At 68.2% G+C, this 24,716-nt stretch carries 24 protein-coding genes and 2 pseudogenes; 7 read left to right on the forward strand and 19 right to left on the reverse strand.

What is annotated here, in order from left to right:
- The first annotated feature begins 13 nt into the window (after nucleotides 1–13).
- A complete protein-coding gene (locus BN3906_RS08525; RefSeq protein ID WP_066587153.1) occupies nucleotides 14–1,081 on the forward strand; it encodes a PfkB family carbohydrate kinase in 1,068 nt (355 codons plus the stop codon).
- On the opposite strand, the gene BN3906_RS08530 is transcribed toward BN3906_RS08525, so the two are convergent.
- From BN3906_RS08530 to BN3906_RS08575, 10 genes and pseudogenes are all read right to left on the reverse strand, one after another.
- A complete protein-coding gene (locus BN3906_RS08530; protein WP_066587156.1) occupies nucleotides 1,074–2,615 on the reverse strand; it encodes an AMP-binding protein in 1,542 nt (513 codons plus the stop codon). The two genes, BN3906_RS08525 and BN3906_RS08530, sit on opposite strands and share 8 nt — an antisense overlap.
- Nucleotides 2,616–2,649: 34 nt before the next feature.
- Nucleotides 2,650–3,687 (reverse strand): alpha/beta fold hydrolase, encoded by a 1,038-nt coding sequence (locus tag BN3906_RS08535; RefSeq protein WP_066587159.1) that lies wholly within the window; start codon nucleotides 3,685–3,687, stop codon nucleotides 2,650–2,652.
- Nucleotides 3,677–4,912: an acyl carrier protein gene (locus BN3906_RS15350; protein WP_367294251.1), complete on the reverse strand. Its 1,236-nt coding sequence runs from the start codon at nucleotides 4,910–4,912 to the stop codon at nucleotides 3,677–3,679. Before BN3906_RS15350 ends, BN3906_RS08535 begins: the two co-directional genes overlap by 11 nt.
- Nucleotides 4,913–5,052: 140 nt before the next feature.
- A pseudogene (locus BN3906_RS15355) lies at nucleotides 5,053–5,838 on the reverse strand (glycosyltransferase family 2 protein); the annotation flags it as partial.
- Nucleotides 5,720–6,490 carry a glycosyltransferase family 2 protein gene (locus BN3906_RS08550; RefSeq protein ID WP_066587165.1) on the reverse strand — a complete coding sequence of 257 codons (771 nt, stop codon included), beginning with the start codon at nucleotides 6,488–6,490 and terminating at the stop codon, nucleotides 5,720–5,722. The pseudogene BN3906_RS15355 and the gene BN3906_RS08550, both read right to left, overlap by 119 nt.
- 125 nt (nucleotides 6,491–6,615) lie before the next feature.
- Nucleotides 6,616–7,149 (reverse strand): FcoT family thioesterase, encoded by a 534-nt coding sequence (locus BN3906_RS08555; RefSeq protein ID WP_066587173.1) that lies wholly within the window; start codon nucleotides 7,147–7,149, stop codon nucleotides 6,616–6,618.
- Nucleotides 7,150–7,163: 14 nt separating this feature from the next.
- The gene (locus BN3906_RS08560; protein WP_261796929.1) at nucleotides 7,164–8,084 is read right to left on the reverse strand and encodes a TauD/TfdA dioxygenase family protein; all 921 of its coding nucleotides are present in this window, start codon (nucleotides 8,082–8,084) and stop codon (nucleotides 7,164–7,166) included.
- Nucleotides 8,085–8,370: 286 nt separating this feature from the next.
- Complete coding sequence (locus BN3906_RS08565) at nucleotides 8,371–9,453, reverse strand: serine hydrolase domain-containing protein (RefSeq protein ID WP_066587176.1); 1,083 nt, start codon at nucleotides 9,451–9,453, stop codon at nucleotides 8,371–8,373.
- Entirely contained in the window at nucleotides 9,450–9,665 is a 216-nt protein-coding gene (locus tag BN3906_RS08570) for a hypothetical protein (RefSeq protein ID WP_066587181.1), read from the reverse strand. Before BN3906_RS08570 ends, BN3906_RS08565 begins: the two co-directional genes overlap by 4 nt.
- Nucleotides 9,662–11,860 (reverse strand): hypothetical protein, encoded by a 2,199-nt coding sequence (locus BN3906_RS08575; RefSeq protein WP_187119922.1) that lies wholly within the window; start codon nucleotides 11,858–11,860, stop codon nucleotides 9,662–9,664. The genes BN3906_RS08570 and BN3906_RS08575 overlap by 4 nt, the downstream gene beginning before the upstream one ends.
- Before the next feature lie 97 nt (nucleotides 11,861–11,957).
- On the opposite strand from BN3906_RS08575, the gene BN3906_RS08580 reads away from it, so the two are divergent.
- Both BN3906_RS08580 and BN3906_RS15120 read left to right on the forward strand, forming a co-directional pair.
- Nucleotides 11,958–12,767 (forward strand): glycosyltransferase, encoded by an 810-nt coding sequence (locus BN3906_RS08580; protein ID WP_187119923.1) that lies wholly within the window; start codon nucleotides 11,958–11,960, stop codon nucleotides 12,765–12,767.
- Nucleotides 12,768–12,959: 192 nt separating this feature from the next.
- The gene (locus tag BN3906_RS15120) at nucleotides 12,960–13,094 is read left to right on the forward strand and encodes a hypothetical protein (protein ID WP_261796930.1); all 135 of its coding nucleotides are present in this window, start codon (nucleotides 12,960–12,962) and stop codon (nucleotides 13,092–13,094) included.
- Here BN3906_RS15120 and BN3906_RS08585 read toward each other — a convergent pair.
- Both BN3906_RS08585 and BN3906_RS14710 read right to left on the reverse strand, forming a co-directional pair.
- Nucleotides 13,081–13,719 carry a hypothetical protein gene (locus tag BN3906_RS08585; RefSeq protein WP_066587199.1) on the reverse strand — a complete coding sequence of 213 codons (639 nt, stop codon included), beginning with the start codon at nucleotides 13,717–13,719 and terminating at the stop codon, nucleotides 13,081–13,083. The two genes, BN3906_RS15120 and BN3906_RS08585, sit on opposite strands and share 14 nt — an antisense overlap.
- Nucleotides 13,720–13,770: 51 nt before the next feature.
- Nucleotides 13,771–13,938 (reverse strand): hypothetical protein, encoded by a 168-nt coding sequence (locus BN3906_RS14710; RefSeq protein ID WP_154669497.1) that lies wholly within the window; start codon nucleotides 13,936–13,938, stop codon nucleotides 13,771–13,773.
- A 65-nt stretch (nucleotides 13,939–14,003) separates the two neighbouring features.
- On the opposite strand from BN3906_RS14710, the gene BN3906_RS08590 reads away from it, so the two are divergent.
- Complete coding sequence (locus tag BN3906_RS08590) at nucleotides 14,004–15,326, forward strand: lipopolysaccharide biosynthesis protein (RefSeq protein WP_066587201.1); 1,323 nt, start codon at nucleotides 14,004–14,006, stop codon at nucleotides 15,324–15,326.
- Here BN3906_RS08590 and BN3906_RS08595 read toward each other — a convergent pair.
- On the reverse strand, nucleotides 15,296–16,657 hold the full coding sequence (locus BN3906_RS08595) for a UDP-glucose dehydrogenase family protein (RefSeq protein WP_066587203.1): 1,362 nt from the start codon (nucleotides 16,655–16,657) through the stop codon (nucleotides 15,296–15,298). The two genes, BN3906_RS08590 and BN3906_RS08595, sit on opposite strands and share 31 nt — an antisense overlap.
- Before the next feature lie 57 nt (nucleotides 16,658–16,714).
- Between BN3906_RS08595 and BN3906_RS08600 the strand changes: the two genes are divergently transcribed.
- The gene (locus BN3906_RS08600) at nucleotides 16,715–17,704 is read left to right on the forward strand and encodes a bile acid:sodium symporter family protein (RefSeq protein WP_066587205.1); all 990 of its coding nucleotides are present in this window, start codon (nucleotides 16,715–16,717) and stop codon (nucleotides 17,702–17,704) included.
- A gap of 147 nt (nucleotides 17,705–17,851) precedes the next feature.
- Here BN3906_RS08600 and BN3906_RS08605 read toward each other — a convergent pair whose 3' ends face one another.
- The 3 genes from BN3906_RS08605 to BN3906_RS08615 are packed head-to-tail and all read right to left on the reverse strand — an operon-like array spanning nucleotide 17,852 to nucleotide 20,019.
- Complete coding sequence (locus BN3906_RS08605; protein WP_261796931.1) at nucleotides 17,852–18,826, reverse strand: ATP-binding protein; 975 nt, start codon at nucleotides 18,824–18,826, stop codon at nucleotides 17,852–17,854.
- Between the two features lie 2 nt (nucleotides 18,827–18,828).
- Nucleotides 18,829–19,446, reverse strand: a complete 618-nt coding sequence (locus BN3906_RS08610; protein ID WP_261796932.1) for an ATP-binding protein — start codon at nucleotides 19,444–19,446, stop codon at nucleotides 18,829–18,831.
- Nucleotides 19,447–19,449: 3 nt separating this feature from the next.
- Complete coding sequence (locus BN3906_RS08615) at nucleotides 19,450–20,019, reverse strand: NUDIX hydrolase (RefSeq protein WP_066587207.1); 570 nt, start codon at nucleotides 20,017–20,019, stop codon at nucleotides 19,450–19,452.
- A gap of 81 nt (nucleotides 20,020–20,100) precedes the next feature.
- On the opposite strand from BN3906_RS08615, the gene BN3906_RS08620 reads away from it, so the two are divergent.
- Complete coding sequence (locus tag BN3906_RS08620; protein WP_066587211.1) at nucleotides 20,101–21,108, forward strand: iron-siderophore ABC transporter substrate-binding protein; 1,008 nt, start codon at nucleotides 20,101–20,103, stop codon at nucleotides 21,106–21,108.
- A 12-nt stretch (nucleotides 21,109–21,120) separates the two neighbouring features.
- On the opposite strand, the gene BN3906_RS08625 is transcribed toward BN3906_RS08620, so the two are convergent.
- Genes BN3906_RS08625 through BN3906_RS08635 form a run of 3 tightly spaced genes read right to left on the reverse strand, consistent with a single transcriptional unit; the run spans nucleotide 21,121 to nucleotide 23,839 of the window.
- Complete coding sequence (locus BN3906_RS08625; protein WP_066587221.1) at nucleotides 21,121–21,516, reverse strand: branched-chain amino acid transporter permease; 396 nt, start codon at nucleotides 21,514–21,516, stop codon at nucleotides 21,121–21,123.
- Nucleotides 21,513–22,199, reverse strand: coding sequence for an AzlC family ABC transporter permease (locus tag BN3906_RS08630; RefSeq protein WP_066589601.1), 687 nt, complete (start codon nucleotides 22,197–22,199; stop codon nucleotides 21,513–21,515). Before BN3906_RS08630 ends, BN3906_RS08625 begins: the two co-directional genes overlap by 4 nt.
- A 56-nt stretch (nucleotides 22,200–22,255) precedes the next feature.
- Nucleotides 22,256–23,839 carry a CCA tRNA nucleotidyltransferase gene (locus tag BN3906_RS08635; protein ID WP_147592889.1) on the reverse strand — a complete coding sequence of 528 codons (1,584 nt, stop codon included), beginning with the start codon at nucleotides 23,837–23,839 and terminating at the stop codon, nucleotides 22,256–22,258.
- 53 nt (nucleotides 23,840–23,892) lie between these two features.
- Between BN3906_RS08635 and BN3906_RS08640 the strand changes: the two are divergent.
- A pseudogene (locus BN3906_RS08640) lies at nucleotides 23,893–24,483 on the forward strand (NUDIX hydrolase); the annotation flags it as partial.
- Between the last annotated feature and the right edge of the window lie 233 nt (nucleotides 24,484–24,716).

Raw genomic sequence — 24,716 nt, forward strand, 5'->3', positions numbered from 1 at the left:
CCGGGCCCGCGCGGTGCAGCACAGACAGTCCCGTCCCGCGGACGGTCCGCGTCCTGCCGTCATTGTCTGCGGCAGCGTCAACACGGACACTTTCGTCCGCGTCCGGGCGTTTCCCGCCCCCGGGGAGACGGTCATCGCCGAGCCTGCGGGAACAGTGGGCGGCGGGCCTGTGCTCGGAGGGAAAGGGGCGAACCAGGCGGTCGCGGCGGCACGGTTCGCGGCAGGTTCCGCCTGCTGTGCCGGGGACGGCACCGTGGACGACACCGGGGACGACAGGGCGGCGACGGTGTACCTGGTGGCCACGGTGGGGGAGGACGCCGCGGGTGCAGCCGCCCTCGACACCCTGCGTGCCGCCGGCGTGGACGTCTCCCGGGTGGCCCGGTCGCAGGACACCCCGACCGGTTCGGCGTTCATCATGGGTGACGCCGAGGGGGAGAACATCATCATCGTGACCTCGGGGGCGAACACCCTCACCGATCCGGCGCAGGTGCCCGGCCCCGGGGACCCGACAGGGGAGGACGCCACCCCTGCCGCCGATGTTCTCCTGGCCCAGGGGGAACTCACCCCCGGGCATTCCGCAGGTCTGCCCGACCTCGCCGAACGGCACGGGGCACGGTTCGTCCTCAATCTTGCGCCGGTGACAGTGCACGGCCATGACCTGCAGGAACTCGTGTCCACGGCGGATCCTCTCATCGTCAACGAGACCGAGGCCGCGGATGTCCTGGGGGTGCCGCGGGAAACAGGTCTCGACGAGGTGCTCGACGGCCTGGCAGCTGCAGTGGGCCGGGGACTGTGCCGTTCCGCGGTGGTGACGCTCGGGGCCCGGGGTGCCCTTGTCATCGACCCGCGTGGGACGGTGGCGGTGGAGTCACCGGCACCGGCACAGGTCGTGGACACCACGGGCGCCGGAGACGCCTTCTGCGGCACTCTGGCCACCGCACTGGCGACAGGGTCAGGTCTGCGCGAAGCCACCCGCTTCGCCGTCGCGGCCGGCAGTCTCGCCGTGGAGTCCCCGGGCGCCTCGGCGTCCTGCGCCGACGGGGCGGCGGTGCGTGAGCGGGCGGGCAGTCAGCTCAGTTGACCTTCCGGTCCCTGCCCGCCCAGAACTCCTCGCGCAGTTCACGGCGCAGGATCTTGCCCGAGGAGTTGCGGGGCACCGAGTCGACGAAACGCCACCGGGAGGGGATCTTGAACGGGGCGAGCTGACCACGCAGGAATGTGACCAGGTCGCGGGTGCTCGGGGTGCGGCCCGGGGCGGCCTGGACGAAGGCCATGACAGCCTCCCCGGATTTCTCGTCGGGCACCCCGATGACCGCGGCGTCCTCCACTCCGGGGACCTTGACGATCTCCTTCTCGATCTCGGCGGGGAAGACGTTCTCGCCTCCCACCAGCACCATGTCCTTGTAACGGTCGGAGATGTAGACGTAGCCGTCGGAGTCGGTGTAGCCGGCGTCCCCGGTGAGGATCCACCCGTCGACCAGGGTCTGTGCGGTGGCCTCGGGCAGGTTGTAGTACTCCACCATGCGGTTGGGGGTGTACAGCTGGACTTCCCCGACCTCACCCGCGGGCAGGACAGAGCCGTCCCTGTCGACGATGCGGACCCTGAACCCCGGGTAGGGGTGTCCGGCAGCCTTCAGCCGGGGGGAGCCGATGTAGTGCTCCTCCGGTGGGAGGCAGCAGGCGGTGTTGCCCGTCTCGGTGAGCCCGTAGATCTGGATGAACCTGGCGTCCAGCACCCGGATGCAGATCTCGAGGACTGAGGGCCCGATAGGTGCACCGCCGTAGATCGCCTGGCGCAGTGCGGTGAACGCCTCCGGGTCCGGGGGTGTCAGGGTGGCCAGGGACGCCATCATCGCGGGCACGAAGATCGCGTTGGTGATCCTGTGGACCCGGAACTGCTCCCGGGCGGCACGCGGTTCGTAGTCCGGCATGCTGAACACCGTCTGACCTGCGTTGAAGACCTGGGTGGCGTACCACAGTCCGCCGATGTGGAACCCGGGGATACCGACGAAGCAGATGTCGCCCTCCTCGAAGGTGATCCAGTCCGACCCCGCCTCACCGAGCGCGTCACGGACCCCGAACCAGCTGCGGTGCGCCAGGACCACACCCTTGGGCAGGCCGGTGGTTCCGGATGTGTAGAGCTGTGCGACGGGAGTGTCCGGGACCGGAATGAACGGGGTGGCCAGGGGCTCGTAGCCTTCGAGCCAGAGATCCCAGGTCTCCGGGGTGGCGTCGAATTCGGCGAGCCCGGTGGTGCCCCGCAACGGGTGGTCCCCGTCAATCACGAGGGCCACGGCGTCGGAGTCGGAGAGGATGTGGCCGACCTCGGCGGCGGTGAGTGCCCTGTTCACCGGGACGAGGACCGCACCTGTCTTCACGCAGGCGAAGAGGGTCTCCCAGTAGGAGGCGCGTTCCCTGCCGATGAAGGCGACACGGGAACCTTCGCTGACGCCTGCGGCGGTGAGTGCGGACGCGAGCTGCGAGGACTTCCTGTCGAGGCGGGCGTAGCTGACCTCGTCTCCTTCGGAGGTCATCACCGCGGTCCGGTGCGGGGTGCGGGAGGAGTGGTAGGAGAGGGATTCCGCGAGGGTGGTGAGCTGGGGGAGGTAGATCATCGTCAGTCCTGGTTCGGGGGTCGGGGGTTCGGGGTCAGTGCGGATCTGTGTCGGCCGGGGGCGGACCTGTCACGGCGTCCACCACGGCCGACAACGGCTCAGGCTGCGACAGGAGGTCAAGATGACTGCCTGTCACCCGCCGGACCTCGAGGGGACCGTCCAACGCTCTCCACAGGGCTTCCTGACGCGCGTTCTCGTCGGTGACCAGCACGACCGTGCGATCGGGGACATCGGTGAGCCGGATGCGGTTCTGCACCCGCACCGCCTGTTCCCAGAACACGTCGTGCTGTGTCCGCACGTCGCGGGGGATGATCCCGGCGGTGGCGATCCGCCAGTGGGTGCGCAGACGCTCACGCAACGGTGGTCCGGCCACCGGACTGTCGGCGAAGTTGGCGACCGACCCGCCCGCACCGTCGAGCACGGTGTCCAGCAGTACGATGCGGTCGACCACCCGACCCTCCGCCAGCAGCCGGCGGGCGACCTCGAGGGCGACATGGCCTCCGAAGGAGTGGCCGACCAGGGTCACGGGCCCGTCCGGCTGCAGTTCGGTGACCCGGGGTGTGTGCCGTCTGCCGTGCGCGGCGAGGGTCCGGTCGGGCAGTCCACGGGAGTGGAAGCCGTGGGCGTGGAAGGCCCACAGGTCACGCACCCCCGTCAGTGCGGTGGCGAGACCGAAGAATGTCACCGCCGAGGCCCCCGCCCCCGCGAAGCAGAAGACCTTCGGCAGGTCTCCGGCCCCCGGGGTGAGGTGGGTACAGGTGTCGGAGGGGGTGAGGAAGTCGCGTCTGCCGCGCTCCTCGATCCGGTGGGCGAGGGTGGCGAGGGTCGGGTCGTCCGCCATGAGGGAGGCGTCGATGTCGCGCCCCAGGGCGGTGCGCAGTTCCACGAGGACGACCTCGACGTCCATGGAGGTGCCGCCGAGTTCGGAGAACCTGTCATCGGGCAGGACCGGCTCGACCCCCGTGCGCGCCGACCATGCCCCGGCGACCGTGAGCTCCAGTGGAGTGGCCGGCCGGTCCGGGACCGTGGCGTCCCCGGTCCTGTCTCCGGTACCCCTGCTGTCATCTGTCACTGCTGTGCCTCCGTCTTGCTGTTCTTGATTCCGTCTTGCTGTTCCTGAGTTGTGGGCTGTGCCGGGCGACGCGGCCGGACACCGCGTCCAGCAGGGCCCGCCCGGTCCGGTACACCGGCGGATACAGTCCCGCAGGTCCCAGACACCGCAGCACCACGGCATGGGCCGCCACCCCGGGATGCCCGGTCAACGCCGTGCAGACGATCCCGCGCACACCGATGCCGGGCAGGAGCCCGCGGTGTACGTCGCGGACCCTGCCCGGGGGCCACGCCTGGTGGACCGGGGTGGCACAGCACGGGACCAGGTGGAACCACACCCGGAAGGACGCCGCGAGTATCCGTGGTCGCAGGCGTCCCCCCACCATCGGCGGGAGAACCGACAGGGCCAGATCAGCGCAACGTGCGGTGTTGTCCAGCTGCCGGGTGTCTGTCGTGGAGACCGAGCCCTGCCGTTGCACGTACCCGTAACCGGTGTCGGGGAGCAGCAGTGTCCGGTGCAGGTCCGGTACACACGCCAGCACGGTCATGAAGTCACTCTGCGAACTCGTGTGCGGGTACCGGTCAAGCACTCCGGCCAGCACACTCCTGCGGATCACCTTGGTCCACAGGTAGCCCCGCACGGTACCGTCGAGCAGCGCCGCGGCGAGCCCGTCGCGGTCGAGGAGACGGGGCGACCGGCGGGGACGGCGGGGGGCACCGTCGACGGTGCGTACCCGCCCGGAGGGTTCGGTGACCTGCGCCCGGAAGCAGACCATGTNCGGGTCGATTCCGTGGAGGGTGCCGCACAGGGCGGTGTCAGCGGGGAGCGGCACGGTCGGCAGTGCCCCCGTGGCGACGGCGGTACCGCCGCCGGCCTCTCCGGCCGGGCGTGTGCCGGAGACAGTACCGGAGGTGGGGGCGGACAGGGCTCCGGCGGGTGTGACAGGTTCCGCGGACGTGGCGATGTCCGAGAGCAGGGTCCCGGTGAGGAACTCCCTGGCGGGCACCGCGTAGCCGCGCATCCGTAGTCTTCCGGAGGCGGTGAGGGCGGCGATGCTGTCGCCGCCGAGGGAGATGAAGTCGCGGTCGAGGGGAACCTGCGCCGCAGCACATAGCCGGGGCGGGTCCGTGACGCCGGTACGGTGTGCCGGACATGGAAAGCGTCCACCCTGCGTACGGTGTGTCCCGGCTGCCGAGCTGTCAACCGCTGGAAGAGTTCGGTCTCCTCTCCTCCTGCCGCGTCGGATCCGGTCCTGCCCAGGTCCTCACGGAACACCTCACCGTCGGCCTGCGTCTCTCCGGGCCCGGGAGGTCGACTTCCGGGCAGGTCCGCCAGGGCTTCCCGGCGTACCGCCATCGCCGCGCCGACCGGGTTGCGGAGAGTCTCTCCGTCAACGGGGCTGTCGTCACGGTCGCAGCCGAAGATCCAGTCACAGGACGCCGGTATCCACCGGGGGCGACGGGTCTCCACCCCGTCGGGGCCGGTGAACCTCGGCTCGACCCTGCCGCCGACACCGATGACGTCGGGATCGTCGAACGCTCCACGTACTGCCTCTGACCAGCCGGGGGAGGGTACTGCATCATCGTCGAGGAAGCAGACCACCGGATTTCCCCCGACAGTGAGTCCGGTGTTCCTAGCCCCGGACAGTCCGCGTGTCCGGGTGTTCTCCACGACAGTGACAGGTGGGGCAGCTCCGTCTGCCCCGGTTTCTCCGGCTTCTCCGGTGGGCGGGGACAGACGGGTCAGCAGTTGCGGACAGTGGTCCACGACGACGGTGAGGGTGTCCCGGGGGCCGATTCCGCGCTGCACCGCGTCGAGACACGCGCGCAGCAGCGGCAGTCTCGACGGGTCGCAGGTGCAGACGACGATGTCGAGGGCCGGTGTCGTCCGGCCGGGGGTGTGTGTCACGGTGTGCCTCCTCTGTGCAGGTATGTCCGCCGGGCTGCGGACGTGGAACGGTGGTGGTGATAGGGGTGAACGGGGGAAGGGAATGGACGGGCTGGATTGGCTGCGACTGTTCCGGTGCCGGACTGACGGCGTCCTCCCGCCCGACTCAGCGGAATGTGTGCTGTCCGGGGGCACGCGGCATCCAGCCCCGTATCCGGGGCAGGTGGTCGTCGCTGACCTGGAGGACGGTCCCCGCCCACTCCCGCAGGAGGGTGAACAGGACACGCCAGCCGTCACTCCACGCGTTCAGGTTCGACCTGCCGTGGAGACGCCGCCGCTCCAGACTCGGGACCTCGGTGATCCTCAGACCGGCGGCTGCGGCACGGCAGGTGAACAGGGTCTCGATCTCGAAACCGTCACCCCACATCTTCTCCGCGGGGGTCCGGGGGTCAGGAAGGCCGAGCAGGGGGAACGACGAAGTGCGGAAGGCGTTGTAGCCGTAGCAGAGATCCGTGAACCGGCGCCGGAACAGGATGTTGAACACGGCGGAGAGTCCCCGGTTTCCCAGGCTCCGCAACCCGGTGAGGTCCAGACTCCCGCCGGTGTCCAGGTAGCGCGATCCCTTGGCCATGTCCGCACCGGCGTCGAGAGCGGCGGTGAACGCGGGAATCTCGGAAGGATCTGCCGAACAGTCGGCGTCCAGGAGGACGACATAGTCACCCCGCGCCACAGAAACACCCGTCACCAGGGCGTTCCCCTTCCCTATCCGCGCCTGGGGGACAACGGTCGCTTCCGGGCACAACCTGTCGACCAGGGTCCGGGTACGCTCCAGATCTCCTCCTTCGACGACGATGACCTCAAGGCCGTCCGGGGTCCGGGGCAGCCTCGGCAGCAGCACCGTGAGATTGTGCTGCTCGTCGAGGGAGGGGATGACCACACTGACCCCCGTCTCTGCCGGCGCGTCCGGCGCGTCCGGCGCGGTGCTGCCTGCCGTGCCACTTCTGTGCGGGCCACTTCTGTGCGGGCCACTTCTGTGCGGGCCACTTCTGTGCGGGCCACGACTCACCTCCCGGAGCTCCGGGGGATGTTCGTCAACGCCAGCAGCACGGTGCCACGGGCCCGGCCACCGTTGTCGTCGGTGAACTCGACGGAGGTGCGGAGTTTGAGGATCCCCCGGTCGGTGCGGGAGGTGTCTGTCCCCTCCACCCGGAAGCGTCCCGTGAACGCCCGGGCGTTGATCGGGCGTGAGTAGCGGCTCCAGAGCTCCTGGATCAGCACATCGGGCAGCTGACGCCGCCAGAAGTCTCCGGGGGTCCATCCTGAGAAAAACTGTATGTTCCACTCTGAGACGGCCGCCGCGAGGCTCGTGTACATAAGTTGGTTGTAGCTGATGACGAATTCTGCAGCATTGAAATGTCCGGTGTCGTCGATGTAGCAGCTTTCACCTATTCTGAACTGCCCCACGGTCGTGAAAGTGTCACCGTCGGAGTCGATCATCTCGCATGATCTCAGGTACACGGAATTTTTCGACCTGTAGGGTTCCACCGCCCGGTCGAAGAGATCGTCGCCGGGCCGGAAAGAGAGTTTTCCCGTCATTTTCACCGGATTCCCTATTTTGCGCTTCCGGTGCCGGCTCCCCGCCCGGCCGGGGTCGGGTTCGCGTCGAAGGGGTGCCCGTCGACCGTGGTCACACGGTGTGACATCACCGGTGCCGACGGGTCGGTCGCATGGAGGGCACAGTGCACCAGCGCGCGGTTGTCCCAGACCACGATCTCGCCCGGCTCATAGGTGTGCAGCACGATGTGCGGGTCGGTGAAAGTCTCGTCGAGCTGTCCGCTGGCCTCCAGGAGATCACGGAGGAGACTGTCGCGCTCCGCGCCGATGAGGTGGTCGGTGAAACCTTCACTGACGTAGAGGATCTCCTCCCCGGTCACCGGGTGGGTCACGACGGTGTTGTGCACGGCAGGAGGGCTGATCTTCTCGACCTCACGGATGAGGTCGCCGAGGGGACGGAAGACGTCCCCCGGCCGGATCTTGAAGAAACGCCGGACACTGTGGGACGCCCTGGTCACGCGGGCCTCCTGCTTCAGGGACTCCGGAAGGTCACGGAACGCCTTGACCATGTCGATGAAGTAGGTTCCCCGTCGTCCGGGCGGCAGGATCTTCTGCGCGAAGACCGTGACGGACAGCGGCTCCTGGGCGAACATGTAGTCCGCATGCCAGAAGCGGCCGGTCCGGGGCACGCCCAGGGGCCTGCCGTCCGCGGAGAGATTCGAGGAGACGAAGATCTCCGGGTGGTCGGGATGGTGGTAGGTCTCCTCGTAGTAGGGGACGATGGTGCCGAAGTGACGTCCCAGCTCGACGAACTCCTCGGGGGTGATGTCCTGCTGGTCCTTCAGGACGATGATCCGGTCCCGGTAGACGGCCTGCCGCAGGGCGGCGTAGTCCTCCGCGGTGGCCCCGGCAACGGTGAATCCTGTCACCGCACTGCCCATGTTCCCGTTCTGCGCCGGTGTGATTTCGACAGCCATCAGTTACTTCCCGGTCCTTTCGTGTCATTTCTCCGCCGTGACGGAAGCAGCACTGGAAACCTGCCGGAAAGGATCAGCTGATTCACCGGTCAGGACCGTCACAGGTAACTAGTCGTGGGAATTGTTCCGACAGTTCCCGGAAAATGTCTTAATCCCCCTTTACGGGGGGAATAAAGAAGGAGTTTCTCTGTGCGCCGCTGCCGAACTGCACCGACTTCACCGCACCGGCTTCGCTGCACCGTCACGGCAGAATCTCATGATGAGAAACATCTGAGACACTGATCCGTCAGTTCTGTGACAGCGCCCGCTTCTGCACCAGCTCCCACATGAGTCCGTCCAGGGGGACGGCGGTGTTGCTGAGTATGACCAGGGAGTACCCGGGGAGGGTCGCCGCGGCCGAGGAGAACCCCCCGGTCATGCCCTCCTTCCAGGCCACCCGGGTCTCCCCCAGCTGTCTGGTGTTCCACCCCAGGCCGGACCCGGCACCTTCAGCGTCGGTGGTGACCGGGACCCGGGCGGAGGTTCCGACGCCGTCTCCGGGATCAGGCCGGGCCAGGAAACGGGCGAACCGGCACATGTCGTCGGGGGTGCTGACGATGCCGCCGGACGGGCCGTAGGCGCCCAGGTTCCAGGCGGGGACACGGCGTCCTTCCGCGTTGTAGCCCTGCATCCGGTTACGGTCCGAGGACTGTCCCAGGCGGGTGCGGGTCATCCCCAGAGGCCGGGTCACCCGCTGTTCCAGCAGGTCGGGGTAGTCTGTGCCCGCGGCCTGCGCCAGCGCGTGCCCCAGCAGCGCGAAACCGATGTTCGAGTACGCGTACCTCCCACGGGTCTCCAGGGGATCATGACGTGCCCTGTCGAGCAGGTCGGGGACCGACATGTCGTGGACGACGGTGTCCCCCCGGACCGTTTCGGTCCACCACACCGACGGACCGTGGTCACGGTCGTCATCGCCCCAGTATCCCAGCCCGCTGGTGTGGGTCGCCAGCTCGGACAGGGTCACCCCGGCGACCGGGCTGTCCCCGAGGTCGAGGTAGCTACCCACCCTGGAGTCCGGGCGCACCTCCCCGCGACGGACCGAGTCGGCGAAGAGTTCACCGGTGACCACCTTGCTCAGGGAGGCGATCTCGTACTCCCGGATCCCCGAGGACCCGAACAGTGCCCGGGTGACGTCACCACCGTCCACCTCACACACGGCGACGCTGTCCCTCACCCCGTCCAGCAGCGGACGGGCGTCCGCGACGAGCCCGGGGTCCCCGGAGACGTCGGCGGACAGTTCAGGTCGACCCAGGTGCAGGTACATGCCCGTGGCGGTCAGCAACACCACCACAAGCGCGGCGACGGCCACGGCGGTGCGGGTCTTTTTCACGAGAGCACTCCCAGACGGATGACGAGCAGCAGTGCACCGCACCAGAACGCGGTGAGGAACACCCCGGTGAGGCCGGGACGCGAGGTGGCCAGCGTGGTCACCTGCGCCCCGCCGTCCCTAGATCTGCGGACGACAGAGATGACGTACACGAGGAACATCGTGATCAGCGAGGCGGCCAGGGCTGGTCCGGTGATGAACTGGAGCGGGGTCACGCAATCCTCCTCAGGACTGTGGCGGTGTCGGTCCGGGTGAAGATCTCGTAGTCTCCGCTGTCGACCATCTGCCGGACCAGGTCTGTGAACCAGTCGGCCGGCCGGCCGTGGAGGATGTGTTCGTAGGCCTCCCTGGCCGAGGAAAAGAACACGAAGTCGGGACGGGCGTCCATGATCTGGTCCGCGACCTCCCCCTCCCCGGAAAGCCTGGTGGAACGCAGTTCACCGACCCTGTCCATGCGCAGGACGGCATCGGTCTCGACGGGCACGACCACACTTCCCGCAGGGGCACTGTCCAGGACCGCCCGGGCGGCTTCGACGGTGGAGGCGGGGTTGCGCTCGAAGGCCGTGTTCGTCCCCCTGGCTGCCACCCCGACCACGGTGACCATCAACGCCCCGGCGACGAGCACGACGCCCCTCACCCGCTCAGGGACCCGCCCAGTCAGGTGCACGGCGGAGTTCCGGCCAGGCCTGTTCCGGCCGGGGGAACAGCACCACGCCACGGCGGACGCCGTGAGCACGACAAGCACCGGGGACGCGTAGAGTACCACCCTGAGAACCACTTCACCCCCGTAGGTCTGCACTGCGACCAGGGAGACCGGTGACGCGACAAGGAGAAGACAGCACACTTTCCGCCACACCCCGCGGACGGTGAACCATCCCGCGACTGCGGTGAGACCGAGGACCGCGGTGAACAGGATCCTCAGCTGCTGCATCTGCCGGTATGCGGCATCGCCCTGCACCCGCCCACCGATCCCCGAGCTCAGTGCCTCCTGCGACTTCCCGAAACCGTTGATGACCACCGCGAGATTGCCGCTCCACCAGTCCCTGGCCCCGAAGGCGAACCAGGCGACGAAGATGACCCCCACCGCCATCCAGAGCGACCGTTGCCGGACGACCCCGGTCGCGCCGAAGAGGATCAGGGTGGTCAACAGGGCCACCGGTGTGAGCTGGTGGCTGACCACCATGGCGGTGCACAGCAGGAGCAGGAGAACCTCGACACACAGTTCACCCCGGCGCGTCCTGTTGCCGGGTCGTGGGGGAGTGGTCCGCAGCCACCGCCACAGTGTTCCCCCGTCTCCGTCGGCGGAGGGTCGTCCCCCGGTTTCGGTGAGCATGACCACGACCACGGTGAAGTAGAGCAGGAATGCGAGTGACTGCGGGGAGAAGTAGTCCTGCTGTACCCAGTTGACCAGCGGGTAGACCAGTACCCCGCCCCAGGCCGTGCGGTCACTGCCGGTGAGGATCCTGCCGAGCACGAGCAGTACCGGGATGAAGAGGATTCCGACGACCGCCGGATAGACGGTCAGCAGTCCCGCCACCGAATCCACTCCCGCCCATGCGGCGAGCATGGCGAATGCCGCGAAGAACCCCGGCCAGCTGAACCGGGCGTCAAAGCCTTCGAGGGTGCGTCCGAGGTCCCCGATCGCGTCGACGAATCCGACGTGGACGTATCCCGTCCCGACCACCGCGCCGCCGTCGGCGAAACTGACGAATGTCGTGATCTGCACGGTCAGGGCCGCTGCGAGGAGTCCGAGCTGCAGGTGGAGGGGGTGCCGCGGGTCCCATCTGGAGACCAGTAGCCAGAGGGCGCAGCAGAGGAGCAGCGCGAGCCCGGCGAAGTACTCCGGGGGCACGGCCGTGATGATCCCCCGGCTGCCCGCCCTGCCCGGGTCGAGGCGGAGCACCGCCGAGGTCCACAGGCCGAAGGACGCCGCACAGACCACCACGGGGACGACCGTGACCGTCGTCAGGGTCCGGTACCGGACTGCGTCGGGTTTCCGCGCGGCTTCGGGGAGGTTCCGACGGGCGGCGGGCAGTACCGCGGCCAGGCCCAGCAGGCTCACCAGGCTCGCCGCTGTCCCGGGGTACCACTGGCCGGTCAGGAGCTGTGCCACGGCGACGAGCACGAGCACTCCGAGGGAGACCGCGGGACCGAGGGCCAGCCACATCCGCCGGCGCCGGGGGTAGAAGGCCATCGCCACCGGGACGCCGGGGACCAGGACCGCGCTCACGGCAGTGACTGCGGTACGGAACGGGCCACCGGTGTCCAGCCAGACGAGGACCGGCAGCAGCACGCTGACGAAACCGGTGATCCACAGGACCACCAGCTCAGCGGTCACGGTGATGTGTGGCGCCGTCGCCCTGTTTCTCCCCCTCAGGAGCGCTACGGCAGGCAGTTCAGGCACATTCACGAAAGTGAGAATACACCTGACAATTACAATCAATGCTATGACATCGCCACAGCAAAGTCAAAGGTCCGGTTCCGAGATTTTCGTCACATCTGTGGTCGTGAGTTTCAACCGGCTCGACCGACTCCGCACGACCCTGACCGCGCTCAGGTCCCAGACCCGGCCCCCGGACAGGATCATCGTGGTCGACAACGGTTCCACGGACGGTTCACGGAACTGGCTGCGCACCGCGGCGTCCCGCCACCGGGAGATCTCCCTCCTGGAGACCCGGACCAACCGCGGTGGAGCCGGAGGTTTCGCCCTCGGGATCGCCGCCGCCCTGGACGAGGGGACAGACTCGCTCTGGCTGACCGACGACGACACCGTCCCCCACCCCGACTGCCTCGACCTGCTGCTCTCCGCCCTCAGCGAAGACCCGGCGGTCCCTTTCGTCGCACCCACCGTGGTTGACCGGGACGGGGCCCTCCACACCCGGAACAGGCCCTTCCTCGACCACCGGATCCCCCACGCCCTCGCCGCCGCGCAGCGGGGCCACCTCAGCGTGTCCGCGGCGTCCTTCGTCGGTCCACTGATCCGCGCGGAGGCGGCACTGGCCACCCACCTGCCACTCGACGACTTCTTCCTCTGGCACGACGACACCGAATACACCGCCCGGCTCGCCCGCACCGTGCCCGGACGCCAGCTGCCGTCGGCCCGCATCACCCATCTCGTCGGCAATGCAGGACCCGCCCGGTTCGTTCCCGGCAGAGCCGTCCACAACATCCGGAACCTCGTGTGGTGTCTGCGGGAAAGCCGCCGGGCCGACGGAACGTCAGCGATCAGCCCGCGCCAGTGGGCGGACCTTCTCCGCGGGATCCTCGTGGACCAGTGGCGTCACAGCCCGGCGCGGTCCCGTCCCGCCGTGGTCTAGACCTCTAGCTGTGTACAAGAGACAGCCGCCACAGCGTTCCCTCGTCCACGTCGGCGGAGGGCCGCCTCCCGGCCGTGCTGGCATGACCGTTACCGACAAGCGGGGCGGCAGGTTCGGCCGCATCCGCGCCGAGGGGACGCGTATAGAACCCCGCAATCCCCGCCCCCACCTCAGTCTCTAATACACAACTAGATGTGTATAAGTTACAGGTCCCGTCCCGCCGTGGTCCGCGCAGCCGTCGGCGGGGCAGTGGCGGGCCTGCGCGTCCTGCCCCGTCACCTCACCCCTGCACAGCTGCTCGGACAGGGGGGATTCACCCGGCACTGAAAGCCGTGCCTGCAGCCCCGGGAACGGACCCGGGACCAGACCCCGGACCGGACTCCGGTCTGCCCCGGCGGATCTCCCCTCCTGCGACCGCACTCTCCCTTCTCCTGTTCCAGGACGCCACCAGCATCACCACTGCCAGCAGCGGGACGCCCGCAGCCGCCCACGGCACCACCCACTGCGGGGTGTCCGGTGACACCTCGACACGCAGCGGACCCTCCCCGCCGTCCACCGAGAGCGTCGGCCGCATGACGAACAGCGGTGCCACTTCCGCCCTGACCGCACCGGTGAGGGTCTGCCCCGGGGCCAGCGTGAACGGACGGGGCTGTCCCACCCTGGTCTGCCTGTCGAACATCTGGTCCACCAGCACAGTCAGCTCGCCGGAGACCTGTGCCGTCCCGGTGTTCCGCAGGCTGTAGGTGATGTCCTGTGCGGAGGACGTCACGGGCCACCACAGGTTTCCGTGGGGGGTGAACCCGACTTCGGCGGTGAACTGGGTGGCACCTGCAGCGGTCCCCGGACCGACCCCCGCACCCGAGGACGCCCCCCTGCCCCTGCTCTCCTGCGCCGCCGTGCCCACGGTCGGGATGGTCGGGCGGCCGCTGCCGGGCCTGCCGTTCCCGGTCATCGTCCTGCGCGGGAAACCGGAGGAGCCCGCCGCCTACTACACCCCTGTCCCTTACCCCCATCTGGATGTGTAGACCCCCGCACCCGAGGACGCCCCCCTGCCCCTGCTCTCCTGCGCCGCCGCGGGCCCGGACGCTCCCGCCAGCACCGTCGCCAGCACCGTCGCAAGCACGACTGCGAGCAGCCGGAACAGCATCCGGGAATGGATTTCAAAACTCATTCTCCGTAGCATATCAGTCGTCAAACAGGCGAACACACAGAGAAAAAATGCCCCTCGGGTGGGAAATGTCACAGAAAAAGACGGAAATTCCGGGAACCGGCGAACTCCGCACCATGGTGTTCGACGGAAGAATGCTCACCGTCGCCAGTCTGGTCAATTCCGCACTCGGTGCGGTGTACTGGTTCATCGCCGCTCGCTTCTTCCCGGCACAGGACGTCGGGATCGCCTCAACCACCGTCAACAGTGCGCTCACCCTCGCGACAGTCTCCAATCTCGCCCTCGGCCCGGTAGTCGAACGCCTCGTCCCGGTGGCCGGCCGACTGCAGCTGAAAATGGTCACTCTGGTCCAGGCGGTCACCGGCTGCCTCGCCGTCGTCCTCGCACTGGCATTCCTCTGGATCGGCCCGTCCGACCAGCTCTTCCCCGGTAACGGACAGAAAATTGTGTTCGTTCTCGCCGTCCCGGTGCTGGCCCGCTACAGCCTCCAGGATTCGGTGCTCATCGGTCTGCGCACCGGAAAACTCAGCGCACTGCGCAACATCGCCCACGCCGTGGCGAAGCTCGTGATCATCGCCGCACTCGCCACCAGCCCTGCATCCACCGGGATCGTCCTCAGCTGGATCATCCCCTCCCTGGTCGGAGTGGTGGTCGTCCAGTGTGCACTCTTCGCGACCGGAGGACTGCTGCGCCGGGAACGGGACCTTCCGCCCCGGCTCCCACCTGCCCGCCGCATCATCAGCTTCAACCTCCTGGCCACGGTCTGGATGGTCGTGCAGGCGCTTCCGGGACTTGCGGTTCCGGTCATCGTCCTGCGCGGGACATCGGAGGAGACCGCCGCCTACTTCAACCTCAGCTGGACCGTGGTCACCGCCTCCACCGTGCTGGTCACCGCTGTCGCCGGACCGTACGTGAGCTCGGCGTCACGGAATCCAGACCAGCTCGGCCCGCTGACCCGCAGGTTCATCCTGATGTACCTGCGCATATCGGTCCTGCGTACCGTCATGGTCGCCCTCGGTGGTCCGGTGCTGATGTGGTTCTACGGTGCGGACTACGCGCGCGGGTCACTGGCACTGCTGCTGCTCATCGCCCTGGGCCAGGCGGTGTCGACCTCTGCGTACATCTACGGCAACCTGGAACGGGTGAACGGCCGTATCGGCTGTTCGGCCCTGCTGCAGGGGGTGGGTGCCGTAGTCCTCACCGGAGCTGCGGCACTCCTGGTCCCCGCCCACGGACTCGTCGGGGCAGGTCTGGCCTACCTCGTCCACGACATCTATCTTGCGGTCGCGAGTGCACCACGGGCCACCCGGCTCATACGGTCCATGCGCCGGGGTGTCCTCCCCGATGACCGGCTCCGCGCTCAGGACACACACCGCCCCATTCCCCGGTAGACCCACCCTGCATCCGTCCAGGAACCGGACGGAAGACAGTTCCTGCCGTCGAAGATCACCGGCCTGGACACGAGCTCCCTCGCGACAGCCGGGTCCGCGTCCCGGAACTCCTTCCATTCCGTGGCGACGACCACCGCCTCCGCGCCGACGAGCGCCGCCTCCAGGGAGGAGGCGTAGCGAAGAGTGGGGAAGAGCCGACGTGCATTGTCCACGGCCACCGGGTCGTAGACCGTGACCTGCGCACCCGCCAGGTTCAGCGCCCCCGCCACCTGCAGGGCAGGGGAGTCACGGACATCGTCACTGTCCGGCTTGAACGCCGCTCCGAGTACCGTGACCCGGTGACCTGAGACCGCACCCCCGAAAGAATCCCGGACCAGGGCCATCATCTTCTCCCGGCGTCTCAGGTTCACCGTGTCGACCTCCCGCAGCATCGTCAGCACCTCGTCAGCACCCAGCTCACCCGCCCGGGCCATGAACGCGCGGATGTCCTTCGGCAGGCAGCCCCCGCCGTAACCCAGCCCCGCTCGCAGGAACTCCGGCCCGATCCGGCCGTCCATCCCGATCGCCCGGGCGAGGACAGCGACATCCGCACCGGCGGCTTCGCAGACCTCACCGACAGCGTTGATGTAGCTGACCTTCATCGCCAGAAACGCGTTCGCACTGACCTTCACCAGCTCAGCGGTCGCAAGATCAGTCACCAGCAGCGGAGCGGGACGGTGCGTCGCGTCCCCGGCCAGCGGACGCGCGTAGATCTCCCGGATCACCGCCTCCACCTCAGCTGCGGCGTCCTCCGGCAGTTCAGGCAGACCCAGGACGATCCGGTCCGGATGGAGGGTGTCCTCCACGGCATGCCCCTCCCGGAGGAACTCCGGGCACCAGCACACCGTCACCCGGGCCGACGACCCGGTCTCCCGCAGGATCCGGTCCACCCTGTGCTGCAGCCGCTGTGCCGTCCCCACCGGAACGGTGGACTTGCCGACAAGAAGATGCGCACCGGACAGGTGCGGGACCAGGGCATCGACAACGGCGTCCAGACTGCCCGTGTCCGCCCGGTAGGAGCCACGTTCCTGGGGGGTGCCGACCGCGAGGAAGTGCACGTTGCCGTGCCCGGCAGGGGCTGCGGGATCGGTGGAGAACCGCAGGACGCCGGTGGCGGTGCCCTCCCTGAGCAGTTCGTCGAGACCGGGTTCGTGGAAGAAGGCCCGCCCGGCGTTCAGGGTCCCCACCCTGCCACGGTCCGTGTCCACACCGGTGACATCGTGGCCGAGGGACGCCATTCCTGCGGCGTGCGCAGCACCGAGATAGCCGGTGCCGATCACGTTCAGTTCCATGCAGTATGTTTCTACCAGTGCCCGCTCCGGCCCCCGGCGTCGGATACAGTGCCCGACATGAGGAACTTCATTTCCCGCATCCTGGGATACCGGCCGGACCTTCTCATCGTCCTCATCGTCGTCGGGGTACTTCTCGCACTCGCCTTCCCCGCCGAGGGCGGATTCGCCGTGGCTGTGGACGGGACAGTCAAGATCGTCATCGCCGTCCTGTTCTTCCTCTACGGTGCCCGGCTGTCGACCCGGGAAGCCCTCAACGGACTGACGCACTGGCGGCTCCACCTGCTGATCCTCGCCTTCACCTTCGTGCTCTTCCCCCTCATCGGTCTGGCCCTCATGCCGCTCAGGGACGTCATCGGTGACGACCTCTACCAGGGGATACTCTTCCTCTGCCTCGTTCCCTCCACAGTGCAGTCCTCGGTGAACTTCACCTCGATCGCGCACGGCAACGTCCCCGGCGCGATCATCAGCGCATCAGCGTCCAACCTCATCGGGGTCTTCGCCACCCCGCTGCTGGTGCTTCTGCTGATGAGCTCCGGGACGGGCCTGCACATCGACACCTCCGTGTTCCTCGACATCGCCCTGCAGCTGCTCGCCCCGTTCATCCTCGGACAGGTCGCCCGCGCCGTGTTCCCCGCCGTACAGACCTTCGCCAAGGCGAAACCGACCGGGTACGTCGACAAGATCTCCATCGGGCTGGTCGTCTACTCGGCGTTCTCCGAGGGCATCGTCATGGGCGTGTGGAGTTCCGTCAGCTGGGTCGCGGTGGTCGGGATCGTCCTCGGGTCGGTGGCCCTGGTGTGGATCATGCTGACCCTGACCTCCTTCGTCGCCCGGAAACTGGGATTCAGTTTCGCAGACCAGGTGGCGATCCAGTTCTGCGGGACGAAGAAGTCCCTCGCCTCCGGGCTACCGATGGCGACGGTGATGTTCACCGGGGGAGCAGGACTGGTCATCGTGCCGCTGATGATCTTCCACCAGGTACAGCTGATGATGTGTTCTGTCCGCGCCGCGAAATATGACCGTGAGCGTCCGGAGAACACCTGGTAGGTGGTCCGCAGACCCAGTCCTCGACGGGATACAGGGCGACCTCTTCGCCCGACAGCGACCGACTGACGCTGTTGACCTCATCCTCCTCACTCCCAGAAATGAGGTACCCGGTCCGGGCGTCCGTGGTCTCCACCGTCACCAGCCGATCTACTCCGCTGAGAATGACCGTCCCGACCCCGACACCACGGCGAGAGTCCGGTCCGACAGGCGCCACTCGTCGCGACGCCTGGAGGTGCGGTGCAGCAGTCCACGCTGTGACAGCCAGGTCATCAGCGTCCTGGCGTCCGCCTCGGTCGCCTGCTGCAGGGCCGCGACCCGTTCCAGCGTGATCACCGCCGCCCCGGCGCTGCGCGGACCTGCACCACCGGAACTGCCGAGCAGGTAGCGCAGCACGACCAACGTCGCGGCGTCCCTGGTGATGCCGCGGCCGAACTCGGCCCGCACCGCCGACAGTGCGGCAACGAACCCGAGGTCAGCCACCCCGTCAAAGAGCACCACGTCCACCGAGTCGGCGCGCACGTCAACCGTCGGCGGTTCGAAACCGGCGCTGAGCATGGAGACCCACATCCGGTCGAAACCACGGGAGGACCACTCCACCATCCCCAACTGCTGCACCGCGTTGACCAGTGCCGGGTTCCGCGGCTGGGACGGTCCGGACAGCAGCCTCTCGGCGGACGCCCCGGGCGGCAGTCCCCCCGGAGAACTGACGCGGAGCATGTCCGCGGACTGGTAGACCACCACCGGGTCCGGCCGGGACCAGTCCCGGTGCAGCAACGCATTGTTCAGTGCCTCAGTCTGCGCCGTCGGCGGTATCCCGGCATCTGAATGGGAACGCACGAGCCGGTGCAGGGAGCGTGCGGCGAGAACCAGCGGATCATGCAGCTCGGTTTCCGCGACGATCTCGCCCCCGGCGTCCCGGAAGATGTGGCGGGCCACCGGGTGCTCCGGATCCGCCATACCGAACAGGATCTTCGCCGCAACAGTGGGCGAGCCGTCATCGGTGAGCAGGTCAAGGGCGTCGAAGAGGGCGGCGGGGTCGTCGGAGAAGCCGGCCCGCACCGTGGAGTTCCCCGGGACCCTGACCGGACTCTGGTCCGGGGTCTGCCCCTGTCTCTCATACACTACTAGATGTGTATAAGCGACCGGACCTGGTCTCGTTCGACACATCGAAGTCCGGCAGAAATGTGCATAAGAGACTGGGCCAGCGCGGACGCCGGCAGTGCGACCGGGTGCGCCGTCGGGTCCGGGTTCCTGCGCGCCCGGGTCATCTCTGCGAGCTCGGCACCGTCGAGGGGGAGGCAGGAATCACCGACCCTGTGCTTGACCACCCCGTCGAACCCCGTGTAGACCGCCATTCCCGCGGCGACCCGGATGATGACGAGCCGGGCACCGTGCACCTGCGTCGACCAGGCGTCCACGGCAAGGTGGGGTCGGGTGTTGGCGAAGATGGTGTGGGCGATGTCCGCAGGGTCCCTCCCGGTCCCGTTGAACGCCGCCGGGCCGGGGGTGCGGTCGGCGATCCCGAAGACGATGAACGCCCGCCCTGCGGACCCGTTGGCGAAACATGCCGCCGTCCTTACCAGCATGTCGGCCGTCTTCGCCGTGACGTGGGCGGTGGGGGTGTGGGCGGGGTCCTCCTTGAAGTCGAGGACCGCTGACTCGAGGTCGTCGGCTGTCGCACCCTCCCAGATGCGTTCCAGGGCGTCGGCGACGATGTTGGGCAGCGCCCGCTTCCGACTCATGTGTCAGTGCCACGCCGGCCGGTCGCGCCGGGTGTACCCCATCCGCGGGCGGAAACCTGCCGGGTGCCGGAGCTGGGCCACGGCGTCGGCGATGACGAGACGGAACCGGGGGTCCAGTGCAGGGAGCTGTGCCACCTCGAACCATCCGACCTCGGTGGACTCGTCGTCGTTGACGCGGGGTGTCCAGGCGTCCTCACCTGTCCCGCCTCCACCGCCCTCGACGACGACACAACGGACGGTGGTGTCCATGTACCGGCACTCGTCGCCGTTGGGGTAGGTCACCGGTCCGACCGCGCCGACCCCGATGAGCGCGTCCACCTCGACGGTCAACCCGGTCTCTTCGGCGACTTCCCGCACCGCGGCGGCGTGGGGTTCCTCCCCGGGTTCGACGATGCCGCAGACCGGCGTCCACCTGCCGTCGTCGGCCCGCCTGACCAGCAGCACCTCCGGTGTCGCGAACGCGGGTGCGTCCGGGGCGACGTCCCGGACGACGACCGCGGTGACCCCCGGCAACCACAGTGGTGCGTGGCCGATCTGTTCGCGGAGTTCAACGATGAACTGAGGTGTTCCCATGGGGCCCGAGTCTAGCCAGCCGGTCGGGCAGTCGGGCGGGGGTGCTGCGCAGTCCCCCGAGGTAACTGTAGGCTCACCTCCATGACTTCACGGATCACGCGCATCACCGCGGCTGCACTGTCCCTGGCCACGGCCGTCGCCCTGGCCGCCTGCTCGTCGGACTCCGGTTCCGACGACTCCTCCGGCGGTGCCGACGACACGGCCGCCTCCACCGCCACCGACTCCTTCCCCGTCACCGTCGCCACGAAGTTCGGCGACGTCGAGGTGAAGGACCAGCCCGAGCGGGTCGTCGCCCTGGGTTGGGGGGACGCCGAAATCGCCACCGAGCTGGGGGTCCAGCCGGTGGGGGTGTCCGACTGGCTCGACTTCGGCGGCGACGGCCTGAGCCCCTGGGCGACAGCCACCTACGACGAGGCACCGGAGCAGCTGGGCACCATGGAACCCGACTACGAGAAGATCGCCGCCCTGGAACCTGACCTCATCCTCAACGTGCGTGCCGACGGCAGCCAGGAGACCTACGACAGGCTCAGCAAGATCGCCACCACGGTCTCCGTCCCCGACGGCGCGGACAACTGGATGACCCCCTGGGACTCCCAGGTCAGCATGATCTCCACCGCCCTCGGCGAGAAGGCGAAAGGCGAGGAACTGGTCACGCAGGTCAAGGACCGGATCACCGAAGTGAAGGACGCCCACCCGCAGTGGGCGGACAAGACCGCCACGGTCCTCGCGAAGACCACCGTGGAATGGGGCGCCTACGTCGCCGGGGACGCGCGTGCCGACCTGGTCGAAGACCTCGGCTTCCAGCCGAACCCGGAGATCACCGACCTGGCGAAGGACACATTCTACGTCTCCCTGTCCGAGGAGAACGTGGACAAGGCAGACTCCGATGTCGTCATCGGATTCCCCATCGGTCTCAGCGCCGAGGAGTTCACCGCGGACGCCTCATGGAAGCAGCTCACCGCGGTGAAGGAGGGCCACTCCATCGTCACTGACGAGGAACTCGCCAACGCCATCTCCCTGGGCACCCCCGCCTCGATGCTGCACGCCCTGGATCTGCTCGTCCCCCTGCTCGAGAAGGCGACGGCGTAGCAGGACCCCGGTTCAGAGGACCCAGTTGACCAGGACGACGTAGAGCGCCGTGCCGAGCAGCACGGACCATGTCGCCGAACGTCTCCACAGGTGCAGTGCCACGGTGAACGCGACGGCCGCCAGCGCGGCCCACACCCCGCCCGGGCGTTCGGTGCTGTCACCCAGCGTGTACATCACCAGAACCACCATCACTCCCACGGGCATGGCTGTTCCCAGCCATCCGACCAGGGCGTTCTCGCGGAAGAACTTCACCGCCGCGAACGGCAGTGCCCGCAGGACGACCGTGACCACGCAGATTCCGCCGAGGATGAGCAGGGTGTTCTGCAGGTCGACCCCCTCGGGCAGTCCTGCCACGGCCAGATCAACGGTCCCAGGGTGGGGAGCTGTCCCGGTCACGGTGGACGTCACCGCGGCCCACCTCCTGTCCTGCGCTGCAGGAGGAACTTCCCGACCAGGAAGACGAAGTACAACGTCAGCGCGGTGAACAGCATCCGGTCCCGCCCCAGGAGCAGTCCCACCAGGCCGGCAGCGGCTGCGACGACCGGGAGGACAGGGTCCCGGCGGGCATCGGCCGCCTCCACCGCCAGCACGACGAACAACGCGGTCAGTGCGAAATCCAGGCCTTCGAGGTCCACCGGCAGCGCCGCCCCGACGAGTGCGCCGGCGATGCCCGGGAGCACCCACGACAACTGGCAGAAGACCTGCACCGTCAGGACCTTCACCTGCGTCCAGTCCGCCCGCGGCCGGGAGGAGAGGACGGCGTAGGTCTCGTCGGTCAGCGCATAGATCCCGTACGCTCTCGCCGGCGGGGAGTGGACAGCCCCGACCGGGTAGCTCAGCCCGTAGAAGACGTGCCGGAAGTTCACCAGGAAAGCGGTCAGTGCCGCCGACAGGGGTGCCACCCCGGCCGTGACCAGGGACACCGCCAGGAACTCCATGGAACCCGCGTAGATGACGACACTGAAGACCGGGGTCCACCACCAGGCGAAGCCCGCCTGGCTGACGAGCAGCCCGAATGCGAGACCGAGGGGCAGCAGTCCCAGGGCCACCGTCCACGACGTCCGGAGTCCGTCCCGGATCCCGTCCCGGATCCTGTCGAGGTTCCCGGGCTCCCCGACGGTGCCGTCGACGGGGAGGTCCGCGCGTCTCACCTGTCAGTATCCTCCATATCCTCGTGCACGTCCTCGTGCACGTCCTGCTGTGCGCGCTGAGCCTCCCTGTCTGCCCACCACAACCGCAGCTCGGCGACGGCCACGTCATGGTCCACCGGTCCCCGGTCCAGCCGGAGTTCCTTCAGGAATGCCCAGGCCTCCCCGACGAGCGGCCCCGGCGCGATACCGAGCACCTCCATGATCTCGTTGCCGTCGAGTTCCGGACGGACGGCGGCGAGGTCCTCCTTCTCCTTCAACTCCACGATCCTGGCGTCCAGGTCGTCGCAGATCCGGTGGAGACGCTCGGCCTTCCGGCGGTTACGGGTGGTGCAGTCGGCCCGGACGAGAAGCTGGAGTTCGGGCAGCAGGACCCCGGCATCGTTGACGTACCGGCGTACGGCGGAGTCCGTCCACGCCCCTTCCCCGTACCCGTGGAAACGCATGTGGAGGAAGACCAGCTGGCCGATCTCCTCGACAGTCTTCTTGGGGTACTTCAGCGCCTTCAGCCGCCGGCGCACCATGCGCGCACCCACCACCTCGTGGTGGTGGAAGGTCACCGTCCCGGACCCGGTGAAGGCCCTGGTGGCGGGTTTGCCGCAGTCATGCATGAGCGCCGCCCAGCGCAGTACGAGCCGACGGTGCTCCAGGGACTGCCCCGGGGACTGCTCCGGGGGCTGCTCCGGGGACTCGGCGTCCCCGTCACCTCCGGTGCCCGGGGAGGACGCCGCGAGCCGGTCCTCCAGCCCGGTGACGTTGCGCAGCACCTGCAGGGAGTGCGCGTACACGTCCTTGTGCTGCCGGTGCTCGTCCTGGGTGAGCTGCAGGGCCGGCAGCTCCGGCAGGACACGGGCGGCGATGCCCGTGGCCACCATCAGGTCCAGGCCGGTCCACGGTTCGGCGCCGAGGATGAGCTTGTCCAGTTCCGCGGCGACCCGCTCGACGGTGATGCGGTCGATCTCCGCCGCCATCGCAGTCATGGCGTCCTGCACCCGGGGGGCGACCGAGAAGCCGAGCTGGGAGGTGAAGCGGCAGGCCCGGAGCATGCGCAGCGGATCATCGTGGAAGGACTTCTCCGGGGCGGCGGGCGTGTCGAGAATCCCGGCGGCCAGGTCCGCGAGCCCGTCGAGCGGGTCGCACAGTTCATGCTCCCCGTCAGCGGTGAGCCGCAGGGCCACCGCATTGCAGCGGAAGTCCCGTCGGACCAGGTCGTCCTCCAGCGTGTCGCCGTAGGTGACCTCGGGGTTGCGGGACTCCCCGTCATACTGGTCCGCGCGGAAGGTGGTGATCTCCACGGTCATTCCGTGGACCATGCCGGAAACGGTGCCGTAGGCGATACCGGTGTCCCACACGGTGGAGGTGACCCCGGCGAGGATCTCCGTGACAACATCCGGGCGGGCGTCAGTGGTGAAGTCGAGGTCGTGGGAGAGGCGGCCGAGGAGGGCGTCCCGTACGGAACCGCCGACGAGGTACAGGGAGTGTCCACGGGTGGCGAAAGCGGCGGCGAGGGAGGTGAGGGTACGGTCGTGGGTTTTCACGGCGTCCCGCGCGGTCGCGAGCATGGTTCCGGTGGATCGTTGCATTCCCACAATGATACAGCCGGCTCACCCTTTCTCAGGTGGAGGCACTAGTCTGGGCAACCATGAGTCAGAGGCGTCGTCGCAGCATTCCGGACCCCCGTCGGTCTCCGGCGCGCCCGGTCCACCAGCGGGACCACCATGAGCTGCCGACCTCCGTCGAAACCAGCGCGGGCGGCCTGGTGCTGTCCGGGCTGGCTGAATCCGTCCGCGGTGACGGTTCGGTGGACCTGTCGAAAATGTACGTCGCACTCATCGGGCGTCTCGACCGGCGCGGCCGCCTCCTCTGGTCGATCCCCAAAGGGCACATCGAGGAGCCGGAGGACGCCCACACCACCGCCGAACGTGAGGTGTGGGAGGAGACAGGGGTGCACGGGAAGGTCTTCTCCGAACTCGGCACGATCGACTACTGGTTCGTCTCCGAGGGCCGGAGGATCCACAAGACGGTCCACCACCACCTGCTGCGCATCGTCGACGGCCAGCTCAACGACGAGGACCCCGAGGTCACGGAGGTGGCATGGCTCCCGGTGAGCCACCTGGTCGAGAAGCTCGCCTACGCCGACGAACGCAAGCTCGCCCGCCAGGCTCTCGACAGGCTGCCCGACCTGGCACGCGCCGAAGCGAAGGCCGGGCGCCGCACCCTGCGGTAAGGACTGTCGACGTGCGAGTGTCCCGAATTTCCGCCGCCGTCCGGGCCCGTGTCCGCACGGCCGTCCGGTCGCGGGTGGCGTCCTTCACCCTTTGTTTCTCATACACATCTTGATGCGTATAAGAGACAGCCCGTGCCCTCCTCCGACCTCGACCCCGTGCGTGCCGCCATCGCGGCACATCCCGGCGGGTTCGTCGCGGTTATTATCGTGGTCTCAGCCGGCTCCGCACGGCC

It is taken from the genome of Corynebacterium provencense (assembly GCA_900049755.1).
GTDB classification, from domain to species: Bacteria; Actinomycetota; Actinomycetes; order Mycobacteriales; family Mycobacteriaceae; genus Corynebacterium; species Corynebacterium neomassiliense.

What these genes read in the sequence shown, in the direction of transcription:
- BN3906_RS08600 (WP_066587205.1), top strand. Translation starts at nt 16,715, where the DNA reads ATGAGGAACTTCATTTCCCGCATCCTGGGATACCGGCCGGACCTTCTC.
- BN3906_RS14710 (WP_154669497.1), bottom strand. Translation starts at nt 13,938, where the DNA reads ATGAGTTTTGAAATCCATTCCCGGATGCTGTTCCGGCTGCTCGCAGTC.
- BN3906_RS08585 (WP_066587199.1), bottom strand. Translation starts at nt 13,719, where the DNA reads ATGACCGGGAACGGCAGGCCCGGCAGCGGCCGCCCGACCATCCCGACC.
- BN3906_RS15120 (WP_261796930.1), top strand. Translation starts at nt 12,960, where the DNA reads ATGTGTATAAGTTACAGGTCCCGTCCCGCCGTGGTCCGCGCAGCCGTC.
- BN3906_RS08595 (WP_066587203.1), bottom strand. Translation starts at nt 16,657, where the DNA reads ATGGAACTGAACGTGATCGGCACCGGCTATCTCGGTGCTGCGCACGCC.
- BN3906_RS08635 (WP_147592889.1), bottom strand. Translation starts at nt 23,839, where the DNA reads ATGCAACGATCCACCGGAACCATGCTCGCGACCGCGCGGGACGCCGTG.
- BN3906_RS08615 (WP_066587207.1), bottom strand. Translation starts at nt 20,019, where the DNA reads ATGGGAACACCTCAGTTCATCGTTGAACTCCGCGAACAGATCGGCCAC.
- BN3906_RS08560 (WP_261796929.1), bottom strand. Translation starts at nt 8,084, where the DNA reads ATGGCTGTCGAAATCACACCGGCGCAGAACGGGAACATGGGCAGTGCG.
- BN3906_RS08610 (WP_261796932.1), bottom strand. Translation starts at nt 19,446, where the DNA reads ATGAGTCGGAAGCGGGCGCTGCCCAACATCGTCGCCGACGCCCTGGAA.
- BN3906_RS08620 (WP_066587211.1), top strand. Translation starts at nt 20,101, where the DNA reads ATGACTTCACGGATCACGCGCATCACCGCGGCTGCACTGTCCCTGGCC.
- BN3906_RS08555 (WP_066587173.1), bottom strand. Translation starts at nt 7,149, where the DNA reads ATGACGGGAAAACTCTCTTTCCGGCCCGGCGACGATCTCTTCGACCGG.
- BN3906_RS08530 (WP_066587156.1), bottom strand. Translation starts at nt 2,615, where the DNA reads ATGATCTACCTCCCCCAGCTCACCACCCTCGCGGAATCCCTCTCCTAC.
- BN3906_RS08590 (WP_066587201.1), top strand. Translation starts at nt 14,004, where the DNA reads ATGTCACAGAAAAAGACGGAAATTCCGGGAACCGGCGAACTCCGCACC.